The sequence below is a fragment of the Haloimpatiens massiliensis genome, assembly GCF_900184255.1.
Lineage (GTDB): Bacteria > Bacillota > Clostridia > Clostridiales > Clostridiaceae > Haloimpatiens > Haloimpatiens massiliensis.
In genome coordinates, this window is sequence record NZ_LT854640.1 from 1848289 (window position 1) to 1871100 (window position 22812).

At 29.5% G+C, this 22812-nt stretch carries 21 protein-coding genes and 1 riboswitch; of the genes, 8 read left to right on the forward strand and 13 right to left on the reverse strand.

Annotated features, from left to right (window positions below; genetic code table 11):
* The first annotated feature begins 338 nt into the window (after positions 1-338).
* The gene (locus C1715_RS16925; protein ID WP_102401531.1) at positions 339-674 is read left to right on the forward strand and encodes a HesB-like protein; all 336 of its coding nucleotides are present in this window, start codon (positions 339-341) and stop codon (positions 672-674) included.
* A 99-nt stretch (positions 675-773) separates the two neighbouring features.
* On the opposite strand, the gene C1715_RS16930 is transcribed toward C1715_RS16925, so the two are convergent.
* The 4 genes from C1715_RS16930 to C1715_RS16945 form a co-directional block, all read right to left on the reverse strand.
* The gene (locus C1715_RS16930; protein ID WP_102401532.1) at positions 774-2609 is read right to left on the reverse strand and encodes a PD40 domain-containing protein; all 1836 of its coding nucleotides are present in this window, start codon (positions 2607-2609) and stop codon (positions 774-776) included.
* 76 nt (positions 2610-2685) lie between these two features.
* On the reverse strand, positions 2686-4050 hold the full coding sequence (locus C1715_RS16935) for a sensor histidine kinase (protein ID WP_180964120.1): 1365 nt from the start codon (positions 4048-4050) through the stop codon (positions 2686-2688).
* A gap of 58 nt (positions 4051-4108) precedes the next feature.
* Positions 4109-4756, reverse strand: a complete 648-nt coding sequence (locus C1715_RS16940; RefSeq protein WP_102401534.1) for a response regulator transcription factor — start codon at positions 4754-4756, stop codon at positions 4109-4111.
* Positions 4757-4780: 24 nt separating this feature from the next.
* Positions 4781-5563, reverse strand: a complete 783-nt coding sequence (locus C1715_RS16945) for a YdcF family protein (RefSeq protein ID WP_102401535.1) — start codon at positions 5561-5563, stop codon at positions 4781-4783.
* A gap of 280 nt (positions 5564-5843) precedes the next feature.
* Between C1715_RS16945 and C1715_RS16950 the strand changes: the two genes are divergently transcribed.
* From C1715_RS16950 to gcvPB, 5 genes are all read left to right on the forward strand, one after another.
* Positions 5844-7118, forward strand: a complete 1275-nt coding sequence (locus C1715_RS16950; protein WP_102401536.1) for an MFS transporter — start codon at positions 5844-5846, stop codon at positions 7116-7118.
* Between the two features lie 259 nt (positions 7119-7377).
* Positions 7378-7475: riboswitch (glycine riboswitch) on the forward strand.
* Between the two features lie 148 nt (positions 7476-7623).
* Positions 7624-8727 (forward strand): glycine cleavage system aminomethyltransferase GcvT, encoded by a 1104-nt coding sequence (gcvT, locus tag C1715_RS16955; RefSeq protein WP_102401537.1) that lies wholly within the window; start codon positions 7624-7626, stop codon positions 8725-8727.
* Positions 8728-8898: 171 nt separating this feature from the next.
* Positions 8899-9282, forward strand: a complete 384-nt coding sequence (gene gcvH, locus C1715_RS16960; RefSeq protein ID WP_102401538.1) for a glycine cleavage system protein GcvH — start codon at positions 8899-8901, stop codon at positions 9280-9282.
* Positions 9283-9284: 2 nt separating this feature from the next.
* Positions 9285-10631 carry an aminomethyl-transferring glycine dehydrogenase subunit GcvPA gene (gcvPA, locus tag C1715_RS16965; RefSeq protein WP_102401539.1) on the forward strand — a complete coding sequence of 449 codons (1347 nt, stop codon included), beginning with the start codon at positions 9285-9287 and terminating at the stop codon, positions 10629-10631.
* The gene (gene gcvPB / locus C1715_RS16970; RefSeq protein ID WP_102401540.1) at positions 10625-12079 is read left to right on the forward strand and encodes an aminomethyl-transferring glycine dehydrogenase subunit GcvPB; all 1455 of its coding nucleotides are present in this window, start codon (positions 10625-10627) and stop codon (positions 12077-12079) included. The genes gcvPA and gcvPB overlap by 7 nt, the downstream gene beginning before the upstream one ends.
* 201 nt (positions 12080-12280) lie before the next feature.
* On the opposite strand, the gene C1715_RS16975 is transcribed toward gcvPB, so the two are convergent.
* The 3 genes from C1715_RS16975 to C1715_RS16985 form a co-directional block, all read right to left on the reverse strand.
* On the reverse strand, positions 12281-12640 hold the full coding sequence (locus C1715_RS16975; RefSeq protein ID WP_102401541.1) for a hypothetical protein: 360 nt from the start codon (positions 12638-12640) through the stop codon (positions 12281-12283).
* Positions 12641-12803: 163 nt separating this feature from the next.
* Positions 12804-13949 carry an amidohydrolase gene (locus tag C1715_RS16980; RefSeq protein WP_102401542.1) on the reverse strand — a complete coding sequence of 382 codons (1146 nt, stop codon included), beginning with the start codon at positions 13947-13949 and terminating at the stop codon, positions 12804-12806.
* A 160-nt stretch (positions 13950-14109) separates the two neighbouring features.
* The gene (locus tag C1715_RS16985) at positions 14110-14376 is read right to left on the reverse strand and encodes a hypothetical protein (protein WP_102401543.1); all 267 of its coding nucleotides are present in this window, start codon (positions 14374-14376) and stop codon (positions 14110-14112) included.
* A gap of 419 nt (positions 14377-14795) precedes the next feature.
* Between C1715_RS16985 and C1715_RS16990 the strand changes: the two genes are divergently transcribed.
* A complete protein-coding gene (locus C1715_RS16990; protein ID WP_102401544.1) occupies positions 14796-15002 on the forward strand; it encodes a hypothetical protein in 207 nt (68 codons plus the stop codon).
* 100 nt (positions 15003-15102) lie between these two features.
* Here the strand turns inward: C1715_RS16990 and C1715_RS19555 are convergent, their stop codons facing one another.
* From C1715_RS19555 to C1715_RS17015, 6 genes are all read right to left on the reverse strand, one after another.
* Positions 15103-15249 carry a hypothetical protein gene (locus C1715_RS19555; RefSeq protein WP_180964122.1) on the reverse strand — a complete coding sequence of 49 codons (147 nt, stop codon included), beginning with the start codon at positions 15247-15249 and terminating at the stop codon, positions 15103-15105.
* A 47-nt stretch (positions 15250-15296) separates the two neighbouring features.
* Positions 15297-16601, reverse strand: a complete 1305-nt coding sequence (locus tag C1715_RS16995) for a pyrimidine-nucleoside phosphorylase (protein ID WP_102401545.1) — start codon at positions 16599-16601, stop codon at positions 15297-15299.
* 65 nt (positions 16602-16666) lie between these two features.
* A complete protein-coding gene (gene deoC / locus C1715_RS17000; RefSeq protein ID WP_102401546.1) occupies positions 16667-17356 on the reverse strand; it encodes a deoxyribose-phosphate aldolase in 690 nt (229 codons plus the stop codon).
* A gap of 25 nt (positions 17357-17381) precedes the next feature.
* Positions 17382-19118 carry a phospho-sugar mutase gene (locus C1715_RS17005; RefSeq protein WP_242971987.1) on the reverse strand — a complete coding sequence of 579 codons (1737 nt, stop codon included), beginning with the start codon at positions 19116-19118 and terminating at the stop codon, positions 17382-17384.
* A gap of 123 nt (positions 19119-19241) precedes the next feature.
* Positions 19242-20258 carry a LacI family DNA-binding transcriptional regulator gene (locus C1715_RS17010; RefSeq protein ID WP_102401548.1) on the reverse strand — a complete coding sequence of 339 codons (1017 nt, stop codon included), beginning with the start codon at positions 20256-20258 and terminating at the stop codon, positions 19242-19244.
* Positions 20259-20829: 571 nt separating this feature from the next.
* Positions 20830-22002 (reverse strand): MalY/PatB family protein, encoded by a 1173-nt coding sequence (locus C1715_RS17015; RefSeq protein ID WP_102401549.1) that lies wholly within the window; start codon positions 22000-22002, stop codon positions 20830-20832.
* Positions 22003-22261: 259 nt separating this feature from the next.
* Between C1715_RS17015 and C1715_RS17020 the strand changes: the two genes are divergently transcribed.
* Positions 22262-22810 (forward strand): hypothetical protein, encoded by a 549-nt coding sequence (locus tag C1715_RS17020; RefSeq protein WP_102401550.1) that lies wholly within the window; start codon positions 22262-22264, stop codon positions 22808-22810.
* Positions 22811-22812: the final 2 nt, after the last annotated feature.

Sequence of the window (22812 nt, forward strand, 5' to 3'; positions counted from 1 at the left end):
ACACTAAATATATATTATCACTATTTTCAAACAAATGCAATGTTTTTACGTCATTATTTCAATTTTTTATTACAATTTAAATTGTACAAACCATATATATTGAATTCTCCTAGGTTATACTATATGTATATAAATAAATATAAATTTTCAACATCATATTTCTAAATAATACAAATAAATTTAGATGACATTTCATATATTATAATTTAGCCAGTATCATATTTAATATTTTATCAATAACATTTATATATACGTTGAATTTTGTTACATTTTGTATTATGATTATTCTATAACTACTATTATTTAATAATGGTTATAACTTTTAGGAGGTGGCTAAAATGGCAGCTATAAAAATGAGTGAAACTGCTTATAATGAATTTAAAAAGTTTCTAGATGATAATAATGTAACTAATAATACCATAAGAATATTTTTAGCTGGAGTTGGGTGCAGCGGTCCTCAATTTAATCTAGCTTTAAGTGAAAAAAATATTGGTGATGTATCTGAACAAATTGGGGAATTAACTTTTCTAGTAGCTGGAAATCTTTTCGAAGAATTCAAAGGCTTTGAAATAAAATGCCCTGAAGAAAATGAATTTGATAGTTTCACTATAGAACCTTTTGAAATAGGAGAGTTCAATGGGTGTGCTTCTTGTGGTGGAAACTGCGGACACTAATATAAGCTTAACTATTTAACAATTGCTTTTATTAATATAAAATCCCTTAGCTAAATTTAGCTAAGGGATTTTTGTATTAAAGTTCTTTAAATATTTAAATTAGTACAAATAACTAAGTCTTTCATTTTTGAAATCTGTCAGTTCCCAGTTTCCTTTTGTATCCTTATGAAGCACCATTTTATATATAGTATCCTTAGATTTTTCTTTAAGTCTAATATAAACCTTACAATAGTTTCCATTTTGTATGTTAGCTGCTAGACCAGGTTTAGCTATATCCCAAAACTGTATTTGAACTAAACTCAATTCTTTGTCTTTAAATATTCCCATGAACATTTTTCCTTCTTTACCCTTGACTAAATAATCCGTACACAGTTTTTTAACTTTTTCATATTCTTCTGTATAATTAAAAGTACTTAATCCTGTTACATACCATTTGTTTTCCTTAGTATTATACGTGAGAGCTAATTCTATATTTATATTTATAATACTTCCACCAGAATTTTTCATCACTCCCACTACCTCAACATAGGCATTAGCATTATTAATAACTTTATAATTAGCTGCTTGAAGTTTTAAATCATACTCACTAGAAGGAATAGTAGCAACTATATCATTTTTATCCTTATATATATGCTCCATATCCAATAATGCATATTGATTTAATGCATCATTATTAGAAAAATATTCTTTAGTTTTCTCCATGTCGTATACTCCACTACACATATATTCAGCTACAACCTCTGATGCTCCTCTTATGGTTTTAAATATTTCTCCTCTTTGTTTATCTATATCGCCTGTAGAAAATTGTACTGAACTATTTTCAAAATCTATTTGCTCCTTATTCTCACCAGCTATTTGAGCTTTTTTTCCATCTGGAGATACAGAAAATTTTCCTCCAGACACTAAATATCTTTCTTTCTCTTTTCCCTTTTTATCTACTAAAATTAAAGTAAATTTACCCTCTTCCTCAACTTTATTCTTTATAGTATAAGCAAAATCACCATTATAAATAAATTTAGCATCATATATACATCTTTTATCTATAACCATAGGTTTATAAGAATCATTTATATTATTTATATAATATAGTCTAAAATCATTTTCCCCTATTAATAAAGAAGCTGTTTTATACGAATCTCTAAATTTACCATTATATACTTTTTTCATCTTATTACCATTGCTATCTACTATAAAAGTAGATACCTTATTTAAAGTAGATTTTGTTATTTCATTAGTAGTAACATAATAATATTCCTTATCTAAGGCACCTTTATAGTATTTACTTTCATTACTACTATAAGACTCCACCTTTTCTTTAGAATCCATATAGTACACAGTGTTATTTACTAGATTAGCATGTTCTGTATAAATTCTTTTCCCATCAGGAGACCAACCAAAATAAGTTACAAAATCACCTTTTGTCTCATCTTGAAACATAAAACACATTTTTTTCATATTATATATATATAATTTTTCTCCTGACAAAAGAGCTACTATATTTCCCTGCTTATTCCATTTTGATAAAGTCACTAAATCTATATCACTTTTAAGAACAGTACTATTTTGAGATTGTACATCATAAAGCATTAAATAAAATTTACCAGAAGTTTCACCACTTATTATATTTTTGTTATTTCCTACTTCCTTAGACTCCGACATATAAAATATATATTTATTATCTGGAGAAACAGCAACAGGTATCTTGCTAAATCTTTCATTAAAATTAATATTTCTAAAAGGATCTATTCCCTTACTAATTACTTGTCCATCAATTTTTCTTATTTCGTTTTGATTCTTATCCTGATAAACTTCATATAATTTATTGTCTCTTGTCTCCATAGTGGAGCAACCATAAAAAATCCCTATAAGCACTAACCCCATAATAGGAAGAATTACATTCTTATTAGGTTTATTGTTAAAAATCTTCTTTTTCACAATATCCCTCCTGTGTTTCTAATATATCATGTACATTTATTCAAACTTCATCTTCTCCGTAAAATAGTTGTAAATTTCAGAATATTATTTTAACGGTAGTTCCCACGTTTACTTTACTTTCTATTTTAAGCTTAGCATTATGTCTTCTTATTATTTCGCTACTTAGTGCTAGTCCCAATCCTACTCCTCCTTCTTTTCTAGAACGAGATTTATCTACTCTATAGAAAGGCTCTATTACTTTTTCTATTTCTTCTTCAGCCATACCCTTTCCAAAATCCTTTACATATATATAATTTCCTTCATGATTTTTACCTGTTCCCAGTATTATTTTTGAATTTTCATTAGATGCTTTTAGAGCATTATCAATTAAATTTATGAAAACACCTTTTATCATATCTCTATCTAAAGGCAATTTTATATCTTCCCCTACTACTTCTAAAGCTATATTCTTTTCACTGCACTTAATCTTCATGATTTCAGATATGTCTTTTAATATAGATATTACACTCTGATCAGATATACAAAGTGGATCCTCTCTAGCTATTATCATCTTCATTAAAGTATTTATTAACTTTAGCATTCTACTTCCTTCAAAATATATATAGTTAAGTCCTTTATGAAAAGTTTCCTCATCATATTTTATTTTCATAAGAAGCTCTGCATACCCTATGATAGATGTAAGTGGGGTCCTTAACTCATGAGCTAAATTATCAATAAATCTTTGCTTCTTTTGACTTTCTATTTCCAATTGAGTTATTTTACTTTCTATCTCATCTGCCATAGTATTAAATCTTCCCGCAAGTATACCAATTTCATCTCTATTTTTTACATTAACTCTTTCTTTGTAGTTTCCTTTACTTATGTTATATGTTACATCTGTTAGATTTTCTATGGGCTTTATCATTACCTTACTTATGGTTCCCGTTATAGCTGTTATAATCATAAGACCTATTATACCAACTTCAAAAAAGAAAAGATACTGACCGGTTTTTTGCTTGTCTATTTCTGTAATATCTTTTATATAACTCAAAATAAATTTCTTATTTTCTGCCTCAAAACTTTGATTTGTAAAAATGTAATGCCTATTTTTTTCTTTTCTAAGTATATAATTTCTTTGGCCATTTAATGCTGATTTTAATTCTTCACCTCTATTAAAATTAAATATACTTTCTTTAGGCGCTATAATTTTACCATTTTCTTTATATATCTCTATATAACTGTTTTCATCTTCGAACATATTTACTATTCTTTGGCTGTAACTATCTAAATCAACCTTCTCATCCATTTGCTTTTGATTTACCATCAAGTACAAAACAGAGTTTCTATATATATTGCTTTGTTCTTTAAGACACCTATTTATTTCCTTACTTAATAAATCATTATAGGTTTTTTCTGTAACTACAATCCCCGTAATAGTTAATGTAAAAAAATATATACTCATGCACAAAAAGAAAATTTTCCATCTGAATTTCAACTTCATGACCTCCAACTTAGTTAAACTACTCTAGTCTATATCCTATCTTGTATACGGTCTTTATTCTTTCAGTATCCAATTTATGTCTAAGCCTTTGTATGTGCATATCTACAGTTCTAGTATTTCCTTCATATTCATAATTCCATATTAGCTCTAATATTTTTTCTCTTGATAGCGCAATACCCTTGTTATCTACTAATAACTTTAATAATTCAAATTCTTTAGGAGTTAACTCTACCTCTTCTCCATCTTTAAATACCCTTCTCTTTTCCACATGTATTTCTATATTATCAAATTTCTTTATATTATCTTCTTTATCACTTCTTCTAAATAAAGCATTTATTCTTGCTATTAATTCCATGCCTTCAAAAGGTTTAGTTATATAATCATCTGCTCCTAAATTTAAACCTTTGACCTTATCCTTTAAGCTGTCCATTGCAGTTAATAATATAACTGGTATATCCCTTTCAACTATATTAGGTAATAATTGATATCCATTTATTTTAGGAATCATTATATCTAATACTACTAAATCTAAAGCCTTTGTTTTTATAATTTCCAAGGCCTTTTCTCCATCTTCTGCTTCCAATGTATCAAATCCAACCATTGATAAATTGAGTTTTATAAGTTCTCTTATAGGCTCTTCATCTTCTACTATTAATATAGTTTTCATTAATTATCTCTCCCTCTTACTATACTATCTATCAAAAATTACAGATTTTACTACAGCTAAAGCTTCTCTCACATAAAAATTAAGCTGAAGAGTAGTCATAACCTTTGCAGGCATTCCCTGTAATTCTATTCCAACTCTATTTCCTAACATTTTAGCCCTAAAAATATGAAAATTACTTGTTACAACCCCTATTTTTAGATTTTTAATTTTCTCTAAACTTTCACCTTCAACTTGAATCAATTTTTCTTTTGAAAAAAGTAAATTTTCATAGGTATTTTTGGATTTATCCTCCTTTATAATTCTATTTCTTTCTATACCCTTGTTTAAAAAATATTTTTCCATAGCTTCTGCCTCACTTATGGCTTCATTTGCTCCCTTACCACCTGATACTATTATTTTAGTGTTAGGGTGATCTTTTAAATAACCCCATGCCTTCTCCACCCTTTGGTAAAGAGTAAGTGACATAGTTCTTCCTTGCAATCCAGCTCCTAATACTATTATATAATCAGAATCAGCTGTGTAATCCTTATTTCCATAATATAATATAGGAATTTCTATAATTATAAACATAATTATAAACGCACAAATAATGACCTTTACTATTTTTCTCACACCCGAAAATTTTTTTGGGATTTTAATATTATTTTTATTCAAAATCCCACCTATAATAAATATTATACCAACTAATAACCAAAATCGTGAAAAACTTATTTTAAAATTAAAACCAAGTAGTATAACATAATAAATTAAAGACAAAATGCCTAAGATTACTAATATAGCGCTTAGTTTTTTATTATATTTATTCATTCTTTCCTCCAACTATTGAAAATTTAATTTACAATTATCTCTGTTTTTATATTTACTTCACAATATCTATCATAATAACATTATTTTCATTTATCACTATGTATTATTTTACCACAACATAGGCACTAAGTTCACCTTTTCAATTTAAAATTTTGAATTAAGACAAAAACTTTAACCTCATTGATGATTATTAATTGTTTATTGATAATATTGCCTTTATTCTTCACTGGTAGTAGAATGTATGTAGTTGTAAAATTCTTTGAAAGAAAGGTTGTATTCAATGAAAATATTACGGAATATTAAAGGCAAAAAAAATACTGTAATAAACAGTAATATAAAATACTATATTTTAAATGGTATACTTTTTACCATTATGACTTCATTATATAAATCCTTTGCAGACAAATTTATAACTAGATTAGGAGGCGGCTCTTTTCATCTATCCTTATATAACGCTTTACCAGGCTTAATAGGCGCTTTTTTTATGTTTCCTGGAATAATTCTTATAAGTAAAACAAAGAATAAGAAAAAAACTATGTCTAAGTTCTTTCTTCTCAGCAGATTAATAATTTTCTCTTTTGCATTTGTTCCTTTTTTTCCACTTAGATATAGACCCACTATATTTATAGTATTATTTACACTTATGAGCCTACCTGAATCCTTATCTGTAATGTCGCTACAAAGTTTCTCAGGAGATATATTTCCAGAACACAATCGTTCAACTGCTATATCATTGAGAAATAAATTTTCTACTCTTTTTAATATTATTTTTCTACTTATTTTAGGTGAAATATTTAACATAGTAGCCCATAATAATGAACAAGCTGTAGTATTATATCAAATTTTATTCGTACTATCGTTCATAGTAGGACTTATAGAAATTTCTACTTTTATGAAATTAAAAGAAGTAAATCCTATACAAATGAAAAAAGAATCCCTTAAAGATTTAAAAGTACAAATACCTAAAATTTTAAAAAATAAAACTTTCAGTGGTTTTCTATTTTGTTCCTTAATATTCCACTTCGGATGGCAAATGGGCTGGCCACTATTTAGCATTTATCAAATAAAATATCTACACGCCAATGAATTATGGCTTACTATTATAAATGTATCTTCTAATGTAGTTATGTTTTTTTGCTATAGTTATTGGAATAAACTTATACAAAAAAGGGGCAATGCATTCGTAATAATGTTTGCTACTTTTGGCATGGCTATAACACCGATTTTTTATGCACTTTCCTATAATTTATATATATTAACTTTGACAGGTTTAATAACTGGTTTTTTCACTTCTGGTACTCTCACAGTTATTTTAAGCTCTTTATTAGAAGTTTGTCCTGAAGAAAATAGGCTTTTATATGTGGGAATACACGCTACTTTCACAAATCTAACTTTATCTATAGCACCTATGGTTGGAAATCTTGTATTATCTTATACCAATATATATATTGCTTTATGCATATCAGGTTTTTTTAGACTTATTGGAAGCATTGCTTTTTACATACGGAAAAAATATATAAAAAAGAATGTTAATACTTCCTCCATGTGTTGTTAAATTTAAAACTAAAAACAGACATGTATTTGTAATCTCGATAGCATTTATAGATTTTATAAATATTTTGAATAGTTTTTATCTTGAAAAAAGATATAAAAAGTGATAAATTTTAAAATGTACAAGCGATTAATTAAGTTTTATAAATAAATTATTAAATATTCTAGATGACAATAGCATGAGATACCTTTGGGTAGCCGAAGGAGCAATACATAAACAGCCTAAATTTATGTAGAAACTTTCAGGCAAATATAATGCTATTGGATAGATCTCTGGAGAGACCTTTTAAAGGCACCGAAGGAACTACTATGGTTCATAATCCATATAAAAATTCTCAGGTAAAAGTACAGAGGGTATAAAGGCACAAGGAATTACTATGCCTTTGTATTCCTCTGTTATTTTTTTATAAAAATTTAATTATAGTTATAATAGTTAATTTCAAAATGAGGACTAAGCTTAATATTTATCTAAAATTACTATTTAATTGTATTATGAAAGGAGGACAATTATGGAAAATTTAAAAAGAACTCCCCTTTTTCATGCCCATACTAAATTAGGCGGGAAATTGGTGGATTTTGCTGGTTGGGAATTACCTATTCAATACGAAGGAATTATTCAAGAACATGAAGCAGTAAGAACTGCTGCTGGCTTATTCGACGTTTCACACATGGGAGAGGTGAATGTAAAAGGCAAAGATGCTCTTAGCTTTATCCAATATATAATTACAAATGATGCTTCCAAACTAGAAAAAAATCAAGCTCTATACACTCTTATGTGCTATCCAAATGGAGGTGTAGTAGATGATATTTTAGTTTACAAATTCAATGATGAGCACTTTTTCTTAGTAATAAATGCAGCTAATACTGATAAAGATGTAAATTGGTTAATGGATAATTCTAAAAAATTCAATGTAACCGTAGATAATATATCAAATAAAATAGGTCAAGTTGCTCTACAAGGTCCAGAGGCTCAAAAAATACTTTCAGGCTTGACGCACACAGATTTAGATTCTATTAAATTCTTCTACTGTAATAGAGAAGTGATTATTGATGGTGTAAAATGTTTAGTTTCAAGAACAGGATACACTGGTGAAGATGGTTTTGAAATTTTCTCTTCTGCAGAGGAAATAGAAAAAGTATGGAATAGTATTTTAGAATATGGAAAAGATAAGGGTTTAAAACCTTCCGCATTAGGTGCCAGAGATACTTTAAGATTTGAAGCTAATCTTCCATTATACGGAAATGAACTTTCAGATGAAATAACTCCACTTGAAGCTGGATTAGGTTTCTTTGTTAAACTAGATAAAAACGATTTCATAGGTAAAGACGCCTTAGTTAAGCAGAAAGCAGAAGGACTAAAGAAAAAAATAGTAGCTTTCCAAATGGAAAAAGGTATTCCAAGACATGGCTATGAAGTGTACAAGGATGATACTAAAATAGGCTTTGTTACAACAGGTTATTCTTCACCAACTTTAAAGAAAACTATAGGATTAGCTCTTATAAATGCTGAATATTCAACTCTTGATTCTGAAATAGGAATAAAAATAAGAAAAAATATAAAACCTGCTAGAATAATAAAAAAGAGTTTCTACAAGAGAAATTACAAAAAATAAAAGTAATTTATAAAGATAGTTTATAAAAAATCATAAAAATAGTTAAAATTTCAAAATTAAACTCATTCAATAATAACATTGTAATTATTGAATTTAAGTTAGTATTTATAACAAAATAATAAATTATAACTAAAATAAATTTTAAAATAAAACTTAGGAGGTTTTTAAATTATGAAAGTTATAGAAGGCTTATATTATTCTAAAGAACATGAATGGGTAAAATTAGATGGAGATAATGCTTACATAGGAATAACAGACTATGCACAAGATGCCCTTGGAGATATAGTTTATGTGGAACTTCCAGAAGTAGACGACGAAATTCTTGTAGGGGATGCTCTAAGCGTTGTAGAATCAGTTAAAGCTGCATCTGATGTTTATATGCCTATAGATGGCAAAGTTATAGAAGTGAATGAAGCTCTAGATGACGACGTAGAGTTAGTTAATAATGACCCTTACAATAGCTGGATTGCAAAAGTTGAAATTTTAAACAAAGATCAAATAAAGGATTTAATGAGTGCTGAAGAGTACCAAGAATTCTGCTCTAAGGAGGCATAAAAATGTTTCCATACATTCCAAACACAGCGGAAGATGAAAAGAAAATATTAGATTATTTAGGATTAAATAAAGTAGATGATTTATTTAGCGACATTCCTGAAGATTTAAGACTAAAGGACAGACTAAATATTAATGAGCCTTTAAGTGAAATGGAAGTAAGCACCAAAATCACACACACAGCAAATAAAAACATCTCCACAGAAGACAGCATATGCTTCCTTGGAGCTGGAGCTTACGACCATTTTATACCTTCTATTATACACCACATTACTTCAAGAAGCGAGTTTTACACCGCTTATACACCATATCAACCAGAAATAAGTCAAGGGACCTTACAGGCAATTTTTGAATATCAAACTATGATATGCAATCTTACAGGCATGGATGTTTCCAATGCTTCTTTATACGATGGAGCTTCTGCTACTGCTGAAGCATGTAACATGGCTTTAGACAGTTGTAAGGGTAATTCAATAGTTATTTCTAAAACTGTTCACCCTGAAGTAAGAAGAGTAGTAAAAACTTATATGAGATTTAAAAATGTTGAAGTTATAGAAATAGATTTTAAGGATGGCTGCACAGATATGGAACTTCTTAAATCTAAGGTAAACAAGGATACTCTTGGAGTAGTAGTTCAAAATCCTAATTTCTTTGGAGTAGTAGAAGACTACAGTGAGGTTTCCAAAATAGCCCATGATAATAAAGCATTATTCATAATGAATGTAGACCCAATTTCACTAGGCATACTAAAAACTCCAAAAGAATACGGTGCGGATATAGCTGTAGGCGAGGGACAAGTTCTTGGAAACCCTTTAAGCTTTGGTGGTCCATACCTTGGATTTATGGCTGTTACTAAAAAGCTTATGCGTAAGATGCCAGGAAGAATTGTAGGACAAACTGAAGATGTGGATGGAAAAAGAGCTTTTGTTTTAACTCTTCAAGCAAGAGAACAACACATAAGAAGAGAAAAAGCCACATCAAATATTTGCTCAAACCAATCTCTTAATGCTTTGACTGCTACAATATACCTTTCTACATTAGGTAAAGAAGGTATAAAAGAAGTGGCAAATCAATGTGCTAAAAAGGCTTACTACGCCTACAATAAATTAATATCCACTGGAAAATTTAAACCTGTATGGAATAAGCCTTTCTTTAGAGAATTTGTATTAGAGACAGCTATGGATGTATCTCTACTAAATAAAGAATTGATTAAATACGGAATTACCGGAGGATATTCTCTGCAAAAATCCTACCCTCTTTGCAAAAATCAAATTCTTCTTTGTGTAACAGAGAAACGAACTAAAGAAGAAATTGATTATTTAGTAAAGATTATGGAGGAGATAAAATGTTAAATTATGATAAATTAATTTTTGAAGTTTCTAAAGAAGGAAGAATTGGTTATTCTTTACCTAAATGTGATGTAGACAATGTATCTATAGATACCATAATACCTAAGGAACTTTTAAGAGAAGAAGACGCTCTACTACCTGAAGTTAGTGAAAATGAAGTAGTAAGACATTTCACTCTTTTAAGTACTAAAAACTTTGGAGTAGATTCAGGATTTTACCCTCTAGGTTCTTGTACTATGAAATATAATCCTAAAATAAATGAAGATATGGCTACATTAAATACTCTAAAAAATATCCATCCATATCAAGAGGAAGAGACAGTTCAAGGTGCTTTAGAAATAATGTATGATTTGAATTGCAAATTAAGTGAGATTACTGGTATGGATTATGTATCCCTTCAACCTGCTGCCGGTGCTCATGGTGAACTTACAGGTCTTATGATAATAAAAGCCTATCATGACAAAAGAGCAGATAAAAAAAGAACTAAAATAATAGTTCCAGATTCTGCTCATGGAACTAACCCCGCTAGCGCCAATGTAGCTGGTTTTGAAATAGTACAAGTAAAATCTAATGAAAATGGTGGAGTAGATATTGAAAGCTTAAAATCTGTATTAAATGATGAGATAGCAGGTTTAATGCTTACAAATCCAAATACTTTAGGAATATTTGACCCTAATATAAAATTAATTTCTTCACTAGTCCATGAAGCTGGTGGACTTGTATACTACGATGGAGCAAATTTAAATGCTGTCATGGGAAAATCTAGACCTGGTGATATGGGCTTTGATGTGGTTCACTTAAATCTACACAAAACCTTTGCTGCTCCTCATGGTGGTGGAGGCCCTGGAAGCGGTCCTGTAGGCGTTAAGAAACATCTAATTCCTTTTGTGCCAGTTCCAGTAGTAGAAAAAACTGAAAATAGCTTTGTTCTAAACTATGATAAAGAGGATTCTATAGGAAAAGTAAAAAGCTTCTATGGCAACTTTGGTGTTATGGTAAAATCCTATGCATATATTTTAACTATGGGCGCAGAAGGCTTAAGAAAATCTAGCGAAACTGCAGTACTTAATGCTAACTATTTACAAAAGAAACTTAAGGATCATTACAATCTGCCTTATGATGGCATTTGCAAACATGAATTTGTTCTAGGTGGATTAAAAGAACCTAATGGCGTTGGTACTTTAGATGTGGCAAAACGTCTTTTAGACTATGGATATCATCCACCAACTATATACTTCCCTCTTATAGTAGATTCTGCAATAATGATTGAACCTACTGAATCAGAAAGTTTGGAAACTCTAGATGGCTTTGCTGATTCCATGATTAGCATAAGTGAGGAGGCAAAAAAAGATGCTGAAATTCTTCATTCCGCACCTTTAACTACCCCTTTAAAGAGATTAGATGAAGTCAAAGCTGCTAGAAGTTTAATTTTAAAATGGGAAGATAAATAAACCTTTTGTGTAAAGAATTAATTACTTACAGTATTATTAACTATAAGAATTTAAATTAAATATTCAATTTAAATAAAACCCATCTATATATATATACTATACTAGATGGGTTTTATTTTTATATTTTTATTATATAGGCTACCTGTATTATATACAATTCATAATCTAGATTGGTACTTTTTTAATGTAAGATTTAAAGTTCTATTCTTCAATAACCTCATAATCCACATCATTTACATATCTTATATTTCTAATTTTACCTTTTTCATTTATTTCTACTATATTTTCTTTTACTACAACACCCTCAATTCTCTTAATAGCACTAGAGCCTACTTCTATGGCTCTATCTAGTGCATCACCTGTAATGTCCGAAGCTTTTCTAGAGGTCTCCCCTACTATGTTTCCTAATACCTTGGTAAAGTCTCTGCTTCCCTTGGCAAATTTAGGTTTATCTACAATATCTGCTATTGCACCAACCACTTCTCCAGTTATTTTTATATTATATTCTACCACTGTACCTAAAACTCTCCCAGTACCCTTTAGTATTTTACCTATCTTCATAACATCACTCCGGTAAATATTTTATTTATACCATAATTGTTTTTGTAATCCCTATACCTTTACTACTGCCCACATCCATCTATTTCATTTATATAACTATGATTCTCTCACAAAACGCATTACATTACCTGAATTATACCTTATTGTGGGTTAATCATAACTATTATTTTCCGTATACCATTTCTCCATCTATAAATACATATTTAGTAGATGCCTGCAAATCAAAAGGATGCTTATCAAATATAGCTATGTCTGCATCTTTACCCTCTTCTATGGAACCAACTCTATCTTGTATGCCTAGTATCTCTGCTGCATTTATAGTAATGGCTTTTAATGCAGTTTCTTCATCTAATCCAGCTTTAACTCCTAATGCTGCACAGAGAGGTAAATTCTGAAGTGGTATAACAGGATGATCTGTCATAATTGCAAACTTAACTCCTGCATCTTTTAAAACCTTTAGTGTTTCAAAAGTTTTATTTTTAACTTCTATCTTAGTTCTAAATCCAAAAGTAGGTCCAACTATAGCATTAAAATTTTCCTTAGCTAGCTCATCTGCTATTAAATGTCCTTCAGTGCAGTGATCTAATGTTAAATTCACATCAAACTCTTTAGCTATTCTTATAGCAGTGAATATATCATCAGCTCTATGTGCATGTGCCTTTAATGGAATTTCTTTTTTTAGCACAGGTATTAACGCTTCCATTTTCATATCAAAAGCTGGCTTATTTTTACTATTTTCTTTTTTGTCTAAATAATCCTTAGCTTTCATAAGACTTTCCCTTAATATAGAAGCTGTAGCCATTCTAGTAGATGGAGATTGTTTTTTAGCATCATAGCATCTCTTTGGATTTTCTCCAAAAGCACATTTCATAGCTGCATTTTCCTTTACTATCATATTATCTATTCTAATTCCTTTTGTCTTAATTATAGCAAAAGTTCCACCTAACACATTGGCACTACCTGGACCTGTACAAACACAAGTAACCCCATTTTCATAAGCTTCCTTAAAAGCTGAATCCATAGGATTTATAGCATCAATAGCTCTTAACTGTGGCGTAGTTGGATCTGTAATTTCATTACCATCCTCACCTTCAAAACCCATATCCTGTTCAAATAAGCCTATATGGCAATGAGCATCAATAAATCCTGGAGTCACATATCCACCTTCTGCATCTATTACATTACAGTTTTGAGGTATATTAATATTTTTACCCACTTTTACAATTTTATTACCTTGTATTAATATTTCACCATTTTCTATAACTTCACCAGCCATAGTTAAAATTTTTCCATTTTTAATTAATGTCATTTTAATCCCCCCAAACCATTTTCTATAACCTTATTATATCACACACATTCAGTAAATTCCCAAAGCCATACATATTTAATTCAACTTTTACAGTTATAAAATAAAAGTGTAAAATTAAATTCTCACTAGCCAACTAGCACACTGGCACACTGGCACTCGTCTACTTTTTCACTTCCTCATAATCCACATCAACTACTCCATCTTCATTAACAGTATACCCTTTTTTCTTATGTTCCAAATCTTTTTTCTTGTTTTTTAAATAATTTACTAAATTCATAATTCCCCTGTATGCAAGCCATAATAAAAGAATAATAGCTCCTATCTTAAATATTCCTATAGCAAGTTTTATGGTTAGAGCCAATACCATTACAAAAATTAAAATATATAGTATAGATTTTATTAAATCACTAAATTTATTAGAATTCATATTTATTCTCCCCTCACTATACTTATCATTATTTATATGTATTATAACACAAAACTATATTATAAGTTATATCTTAACTCATAATAAAGTATTAATAATTTGTTAATTTCACATAATCAACTTCTTATTTATATCCTATTCTTATTATACTACATTATTTGTAAAATTTGCTATAGACTTATATTAGTCCACAGTCCCCAATATAAAATCTTTAACCTAGTACCTAAAATTTTAGGATTGAGGGCTAGAGATTTATATTTATTAGAAAATATACGCTAGCTATTGTCATAAAAATTTTTAAATAGCTTAAATAAAAAAAACTATTTATTGAAATTAATGTTATAATTAACTCCTAGACTAATTGTAATTTATTGAACAGTTATAAAATATAACAAATTAAAGAGGGGTGGAAATTAGAAATGTTTAAATTGGGAAGTTATTTGCTATTTATTACTTTTACTCAATTAATTATTGCAATCTTATTTATTCAATCATTACCTGGTGTTGGGGTGAACTACGCATTTGCAAATATTCATCCATTAATAAAGATTATAGTTATATTTGAATTAAGTTTTTCAGTATTTCTTATTTACAAAGGATACTGCAAAATTGATAAAACAAAATAGAAGTTTATACTAAATAGTCAACTTGAATTCTTAGCTAAATCCATATACACGCTGGATATGGTCAAAAAAATTTTCAACGCGTTTAAATAAAAAGCTATAACTATTCCATTAATGAAATAGTTATAGCTTCTATTTGAACTGAAAAATCTACTTTTAATGTAGTGATAAATGTGAAATTTAGGACTATTGAACTAGCCTTAGAAGTTCTTGGCGTACTGTTCACAGTCCAAAATTTCACATTTATCACGGAATTAAAAGCAGATTTTTCTTACGGCATCTCCACCCAATATATGCTTATCTTATAACATCATAAATAAGTGGTATTTCATTATTGTATTTTTCTTTTATTTCATAGTTGCCTATAATATCTTTTACTGCCTTTTCGGCTTTCTTCTCATCGTTAGCATGAACGTAAGCTATTATATCTCCCTCAGCTACTTTTTCTCCTCTTTTCTTAGATAATACTATACCTACAGCCAAGTCAATTGCGTCTTCCTTAGTAGCTCTACCTGCTCCTAATTCCATAGCAATTAATCCTATGTTTTCAGCGTGTATCTTGCTTATATATCCCTCTTTTGGACTTTTAACTGGAACTACGTATTTAGCCTTTGGAAGCTTATCTGTATCTTCTACCTGTTCTACATTTCCACCTTGAGCTTTTATGAATTCTTTAAATTTAGCTAAAGCTGATCCGTCTTTTATTGTTCCTAAAAGCATTTCTTTAGCTTCTTCTACATTTGCAGCTTTCTTAGCTAAAACCACCATATTGCTTCCTAAAGTCAAGCAAAGTTGTAATAAGTCTTTTGGACCATTGCCCTTTAATGTATCTATAGCTTCTTTAACTTCTAAGGCATTTCCTATAGCAAATCCTAGAGGCTGATCCATATCAGATATTACAGCTACAGTATTTCTTCCTACATTTTTACCTATGTTAACCATAGCTGTTCCTAATGCTTTAGCATCTTCAAAAGTCTTCATGAATGCTCCATCTCCAACTTTAACATCTAAAACAATAGCATCAGCTCCTGAAGCTATCTTTTTACTCATTATACTTGAAGATATAAGTGATAAATTATCTACTGTTCCTGTTACATCTCTTAGAGCATATAATTTTTTATCTGCTGGAGCTAAGTCTGGAGTTTGACCATTAACTGCTATTTTTATAGTATTTACATTGTTTATAAATTGCTCTTCGCTTATCTCCACTGAAAAACCATCAAAAGATTCTAGTTTATCAATAGTTCCACCAGTGTGACCTAATCCTCTACCAGACATTTTTGCAACTGGAATTCCAAGAGCTGCAACCATTGGAGTTAACACTAAAGTAGTAGTATCTCCTACTCCACCTGTGCTATGTTTATCTACCTTTATACCTTCTATTTTAGATAAATCAAGCATATCTCCTGAATGTACCATAGCCATAGTTAAATCTGCTGTTTCTCTAGAGTTCATCTTTTGAAAGAATATTGCCATTAAAAGAGCAGATACTTGATAATCTGGAATACTAGCTTTAGTATAGTTATCTACAAAAAAGTTTATTTCTTCAGTTGTAAGTTCTTCACCATTTCTTTTCTTAATTATCAAATCGTACATTCTCATATTTTTCAGCTCCTTTCACAAAATGCTATTTACTAATTAATTTTGTATGCTTTTATTTACATTTATTAATAAAGACCTGAACCTTTAGTTTCTTTCATATCGCCACTTTCAGCCTGCTGTACTATCTTTATTCCTGCACTAGCTCCTATTCTGCTCGCACCAGCATTAATCATGTCCATGCAAGCTTTATAGTCTCTTATTCCACCTGACGCCTTTACTCCTAAATCTTTTCCTACTACTTTTCTCATTAAAGCTATATCTTCTTTAGTAGCTCCACCTGTTGAAAATCCTGTAGAAGTTTTTACAAAATCTGCTCCTACTTCTTTTGAAAGTTCACATGCTTTTACTTTTTCTTCTTCAGTTAGAAGACAAGTTTCTATTATAACTTTTACAAGTGCTTTTCCCTTTGCAGCTTCTACTACAGCCTTTATATCTTGTTTTACTACGTCATATTTCTTGTCTTTTAAAGCTCCTACATTTATAACCATATCCACTTCTTTGGCACCATTTTTTATAGCCTGCTCTGTTTCAAAAGCTTTAACTTCTTTAGTGTTAGCTCCTAAAGGGAACCCTATTACAACACAAGTCTTCACTTCTGTTCCTTCTAATTCTTTTGTTACTAATGAAGCATAGTACGGATTTACACATACAGATGCAAATTTGTACTCTCTAGCCTCTTTACATACTTTAATAATTTTCTCCTCTGTAGCCTCTGGTTTTAATAATGTGTGGTCAATGTACTCCTGTATTTTCATAACTATCTCTCCTCACTTTTAAATTTTATTTTATAGAATAAAGTTTATTTAATATGTGTTCAGACATACCTTTTAAAGCATATTCAGCTACTTTAAAAGAGCCCTTTTTAACATATATATATAATTTTATCTTTGGTTCTGTACCTGAAGGTCTTAAAGCATACCAAGAACCATCTTGGAATGTAAATTTTAAAACATCTGATATAGGTATATCCACCTTAGAAATCTCTTCAGTTACTAAATTCTTTTCTTCTCCTATTTTAAAATCTATATATCTAATAAGTTTTTCTCCACACATTTCATTAGGATAACTCTTCCTATATTCCTCCATCATTCTTCCAATTCGCTTGCTTCCTTCTATACCTTCTAATACTATAGAAGTAGAGAATTCTCTATAATATCCAAATTCCTCATAAACATCGTTTAATATATCTATTAATGTTTTTCCTTGTTTTTTATAATATGCGGCCGCCTCACATAAAAGCATTGAAGTTATAACTCCATCTTTATCCATTACAAATCTACCAGTAGTATAACCTATACTTTCTTCATATCCAAATAAAAATTTATAATTTTGTTCTTTTTCTAATTTTTCACCTAATCCACATATATTTTTAAATCCAGTTAGGCATTGAAATGTTTTCACACCATACTTTTCAGCAACAGCCATACCTAAATCACCTGTAACTATTGATTTAACAACTATCCCATTGTGTGGAAGCATTCCTTTTTCCTTCATTCCTTCTAATATGTACTTAATTAAAAGTGCACCAGTTTGATTTCCGTTTAAGGCTAAATATTCACCATCACTGTTTTTTATCATAGTAGCCACTCTATCACAGTCTGGATCTGTAGCAATTAATAAGTCTGCACCTACTTTTTTGCCAAGAGATATAGAGTATTCAAAAGCTTTTACATCCTCTGGATTTGGATATTCAATAGTAGGAAAAGTTCCGTCAGGCATCTCCTGTTCCTTCACTACATTTATGTTTTTAAAGCCTCTTTCCCTCAAAACTCTTCTTACAGGTATATTTCCAGCTCCATTTAATGGTGTATAAACTACTACTATATCTTTGTCTATTTCATCTTTTGAATCTCTTATAGACAATTCTTTAACCTTATTTATATATTCATCATCTATTTCTCTTCCTATTATATTTAATAAGCCTTTTTCCATAGCTTCTGTTTCTTCTATTTCATTTATACAATTGAAGTTTTCTATTTTGGAAATTTCTTTCATTATACTTTCTGCTGCATTTGTAAGTATCTGTGCTCCATTTTCTCCATATACTTTGTATCCATTATAATCCTTTGGATTATGGCTAGCAGTTATAACTATGCCCATGGCTGTATTTAATCTTTTTACTGCAAAGGAGAGTTCTGGAGTTGGTCTTAAATCCTCAAATAAATATGACCTTATACCATTACCCGCTAAAACTAATGCAGTATATTTTGCAAATTCCTTTGAAAAAAGTCTGCAATCATAAGCAATAGCAACTCCCCTATTCTTATATTCTTCACCTTTTTTAATTATGTAGTTTGCAAGCCCTTGAGTAGTTCTTTTTATTATATACTTGTTCATTCTATTAGTGCCTGCACCTATTTTTCCTCTTAAACCTGCTGTGCCAAATTCTAAATCCTTATAAAATCTGTCTTGTATCTCTTCTTCGTTTTGCCCTATATTCTTTAACTCTAGTTTTATTTTATCATCAAAATAATCACTGTTTAACCATTGATCATATACTTCTTTATAATTTAACACAACAACCCCTCCTATTATAAATACTCTTTCAACCATTATTTTACCCTATATAACCATATTAAATTGCTAATAATTATTAGCATATTTATGGACCTTCTATATAAAAAAATTATTTAGTAATTGCTATTTAAACCTTTCTGATCCTTTTAGTAAAAGCTTTGGATGCAGGGTTATTCTATTAACTTGAGTTTTTTCTTTATCCTTTAAATTTTCTAAAAGTAATTCCATAGCTGTTCTACCCATTTCTTCTGTAGGTGTTGAAATAAAACTTATATTCATCCCAAGGATATTTAAAACTTTCAGCTCATCAAAGGCTATAATTGCCATATCCTTAGGTATACTGATTCCATACTCATTAAATGCTTTTATACACCCTAATGTCATCATGTTATTGCTAGAAAATATAGCTGTAGGTCTCTCTTTCATATTTAGAATTTCTTTAGTTAATTTATATCCACTTTCTTCTTTATAATCACCATAAAAAATATATTCTTCTTTTATATCTATATTATTTGCAGCTAAAGCTTTTTTATATCCAATAAGTCTATCTTTTGCAGGCTTGGAATTAATTCTACCTGTTATTATTGCTATTTTATTATGTCCTTCTTTTATAAGAGCCGTAGTACCTTCATATGCACCTTTTATGTTGTCCACAAACACCCCACTAAAATTAGAGTATTTAACATCTCCATCTAAAAGTACAATAGGTATTCCTAAGTTTTCTAAAGTGTTTAAGCACTCACTATTGAAATCATTTTCATTAGACGTAGGTGAAACAATTATTCCCTCTATTCTTTGTTCTCTCAATAACTGTAGAGCCTTCAATTCCTTTTCTGGACTTTCATCTGTGTCACATAGTATCATGTTTAAATTGGCAGCATCCACTACTTTTGATATTCCTTTTATCAATTCTCCAAAGTGAGGGTTGTTAATATCTGGTACTACTACACCTATTACATTCGTTTTCTTTTTTGTTAAACTTCTAGCTATAGCACTCGGTGTATAATTAAGTTCTTTTATTGCTTGCACTACTTTTTTTCTAGTTTCTTCTTTTACATAACCCGAATCATTTAGAACTCTAGAAACCGTTGCTAAAGATACTCCTGCCTTATCTGCTATATGCTTTATTGTAACTGCCATTTTAAATACCCCCTAATATGTTACCGCTTTCATGTTTTCAGTATACTTCAATTTTTTTATAATTTCAAGCATATTTTATTTGAATATATGATTGTCAATGTACATTTAAGTATGAAATATTAAATATAAATACCAAATTTAAAGATGAAACTCTTTTAGCAATTAACTATAATTTATAATTTCCAGAATAGAACCAATAAGAGGTAAGAGGTAAAAAGTAAGAAGTAAGGATAAAACTCAAAGAGTTTTTTTATAATTAATTTTTTGAAGAACTCTTACTTATTACTTTTTACCTATTACTTATATACAACTTCCTATTTACCTAACAATCAAAATTATACATTCTTATATATAAATCCTAATCATGCCTAGGTATTTAGCCTGGCTATCGCCAATAAAAGCTTTTCCGTAACGCAGTGAAGGAAAATCCTCCTTTACTCTTACTTCTTACTTTTTACTTAATTCTTTCCTGCTCCACAAGTTCCACTTTTACATTTTAATTTTTTATCTGCTCTTTGACATTTGCTTTTTCATATTTGATATTTATTCTTTACTCTTTGTTCTTTAATAATTAAAGTTTATTAACTTCTTTTTCTATTCTTTCTAAAGCCTGTTTTAATATACTCCTAGGACAAGCTATATTTACCCTTTGGAATTTTTCGCCTTCTTCTCCGAACATTATTCCATCATCTAATCCCAGCTTTACTTTTTTAACAAAAAATTCTCTCATTTCTTCACTATTCATATTTAATCCTGAACAATCAAGCCAAACCAGATATGTTCCTTCTGGCTTAACCACCTTAATCTTTGGTATTCTTTTTTCTATAAAACTAATTAGGAAATCTAAATTCTCCTTTAAGTAATCTATAAGATCATCCAGCCACTGTGCACCTGAATTATATGCCGCAATTAATGCTTCACAACCAAATATATTAGGACCATTTATAGCTAAATTCTCTAACTCTATACTAAATAGATTTCTAAGTTTATCATTAGGTATTATTATATTGGATGTTTGAAATCCTGCTATATTGAATGTTTTACTTGGCGCTGTGCAAACTATAGAATTTTGAGCAAATTCTTCACTTATAGATGCAAATACAGTGTGCTTATTTTCTTTATATATAAGATCAAAATGTATTTCATCAGACACTACCAATATTCCATGTTTTAGACATATCTCTCCTAAAGCTATTAATTCTTCTTTACTCCATACTCTTCCCACAGGATTGTGTGGATTACATAAAATTAACATTCTTGTTCTATTAGTTATTTTCTTTTCTAAGTCTTTTAAATCCATTTTATATGTAAAGTTCTCATATTTTAAAGGATTTGTTACAACTGTACACCCATTATTCTTTATGGATCTAGCAAAAGGATGATATACAGGCGTTTGTATAATCACCTGATCTCCTGGTTTTGTAAAAGCTCTTAATATAAAATTTAAAGCCGGTACTACTCCCGGAGTAAATTTTATCCATTCACTCTTTATATCCCATTCATGACGCTGTTTCATCCAATTAATTACTGCCTCATTATACTCCTTACCTCTAAAGCTGTATCCAAATATCTCATGATTTAGTCTTTCCTTTATAGCCTTTGTTATCTCCTCCGGAACTTCAAAGTCCATGTCTGCTACCCACATAGGTATAACTTCTTTATTTCCATACATTTCCTCTAATAGATCCCACTTAACACTTTTCGTATGAAACCTGTCCACTACCTTATTAAAATCATATGACATTTTTAACACCCCTTTTAACTTATTTATTATACATGTAAAAAAATTATTTCATAATATTTATAAGCATTTTTATTCTAATGTAAAGACGTTTTATCCTTTTTTATAGTTTCAAATATATGTACCTATTTATTATTTATTTTAACACATATTTCGTTAAATCTTTTATTCTTTTCACAATTTTATCACAATTACCCCATACTTTAACCACAGATATACTTTAATATATAGATATAAACTAAAAAACAGGAGGTTGTTAAATATGAAAAAGAAAAATTTATTATTAACCCTATCTATGTGTACCATGTTAGCTTTAGGAAGTACAGTATATGCAACTAGTGCCACTAACTTAAATAATTCAAAACCTGCAGCGGTTGAAAATAATAACTCACAAACATCATATAATGAAAATGGATTAGGCTTACGCAGAATAACAGGAAAAAGAGGATATGACTTCATCACATCTGTAATTAAAGATAATTTAAAAGTAAGTGATGAAGAAATAAACAAAGCTTTAGATGAAGGAAAAACATTAGTAGATTTCGCCAAGGAGAAAGGATTATCAGAAGAGAATCTAAAAAAAGCCCTAGTAGATAGTAAATCAAAAGCAATTGACGAAAGCGTAGCTAAGGGTGATTTGACTAAAGAGGAAGGGGAAAATATTAAAAATAGAATTAAAGAAAACTCCGAAAACTGCACATTAGAAAATAGAAATGGTAGAAAGAATTCTTCTCAAAGGCAAGGTAGAGGCGGAATGGGACAAGGCAGAGGACAAAGAACTGGTTCATGTGCTAAAGATTCCCAAATTTAAAC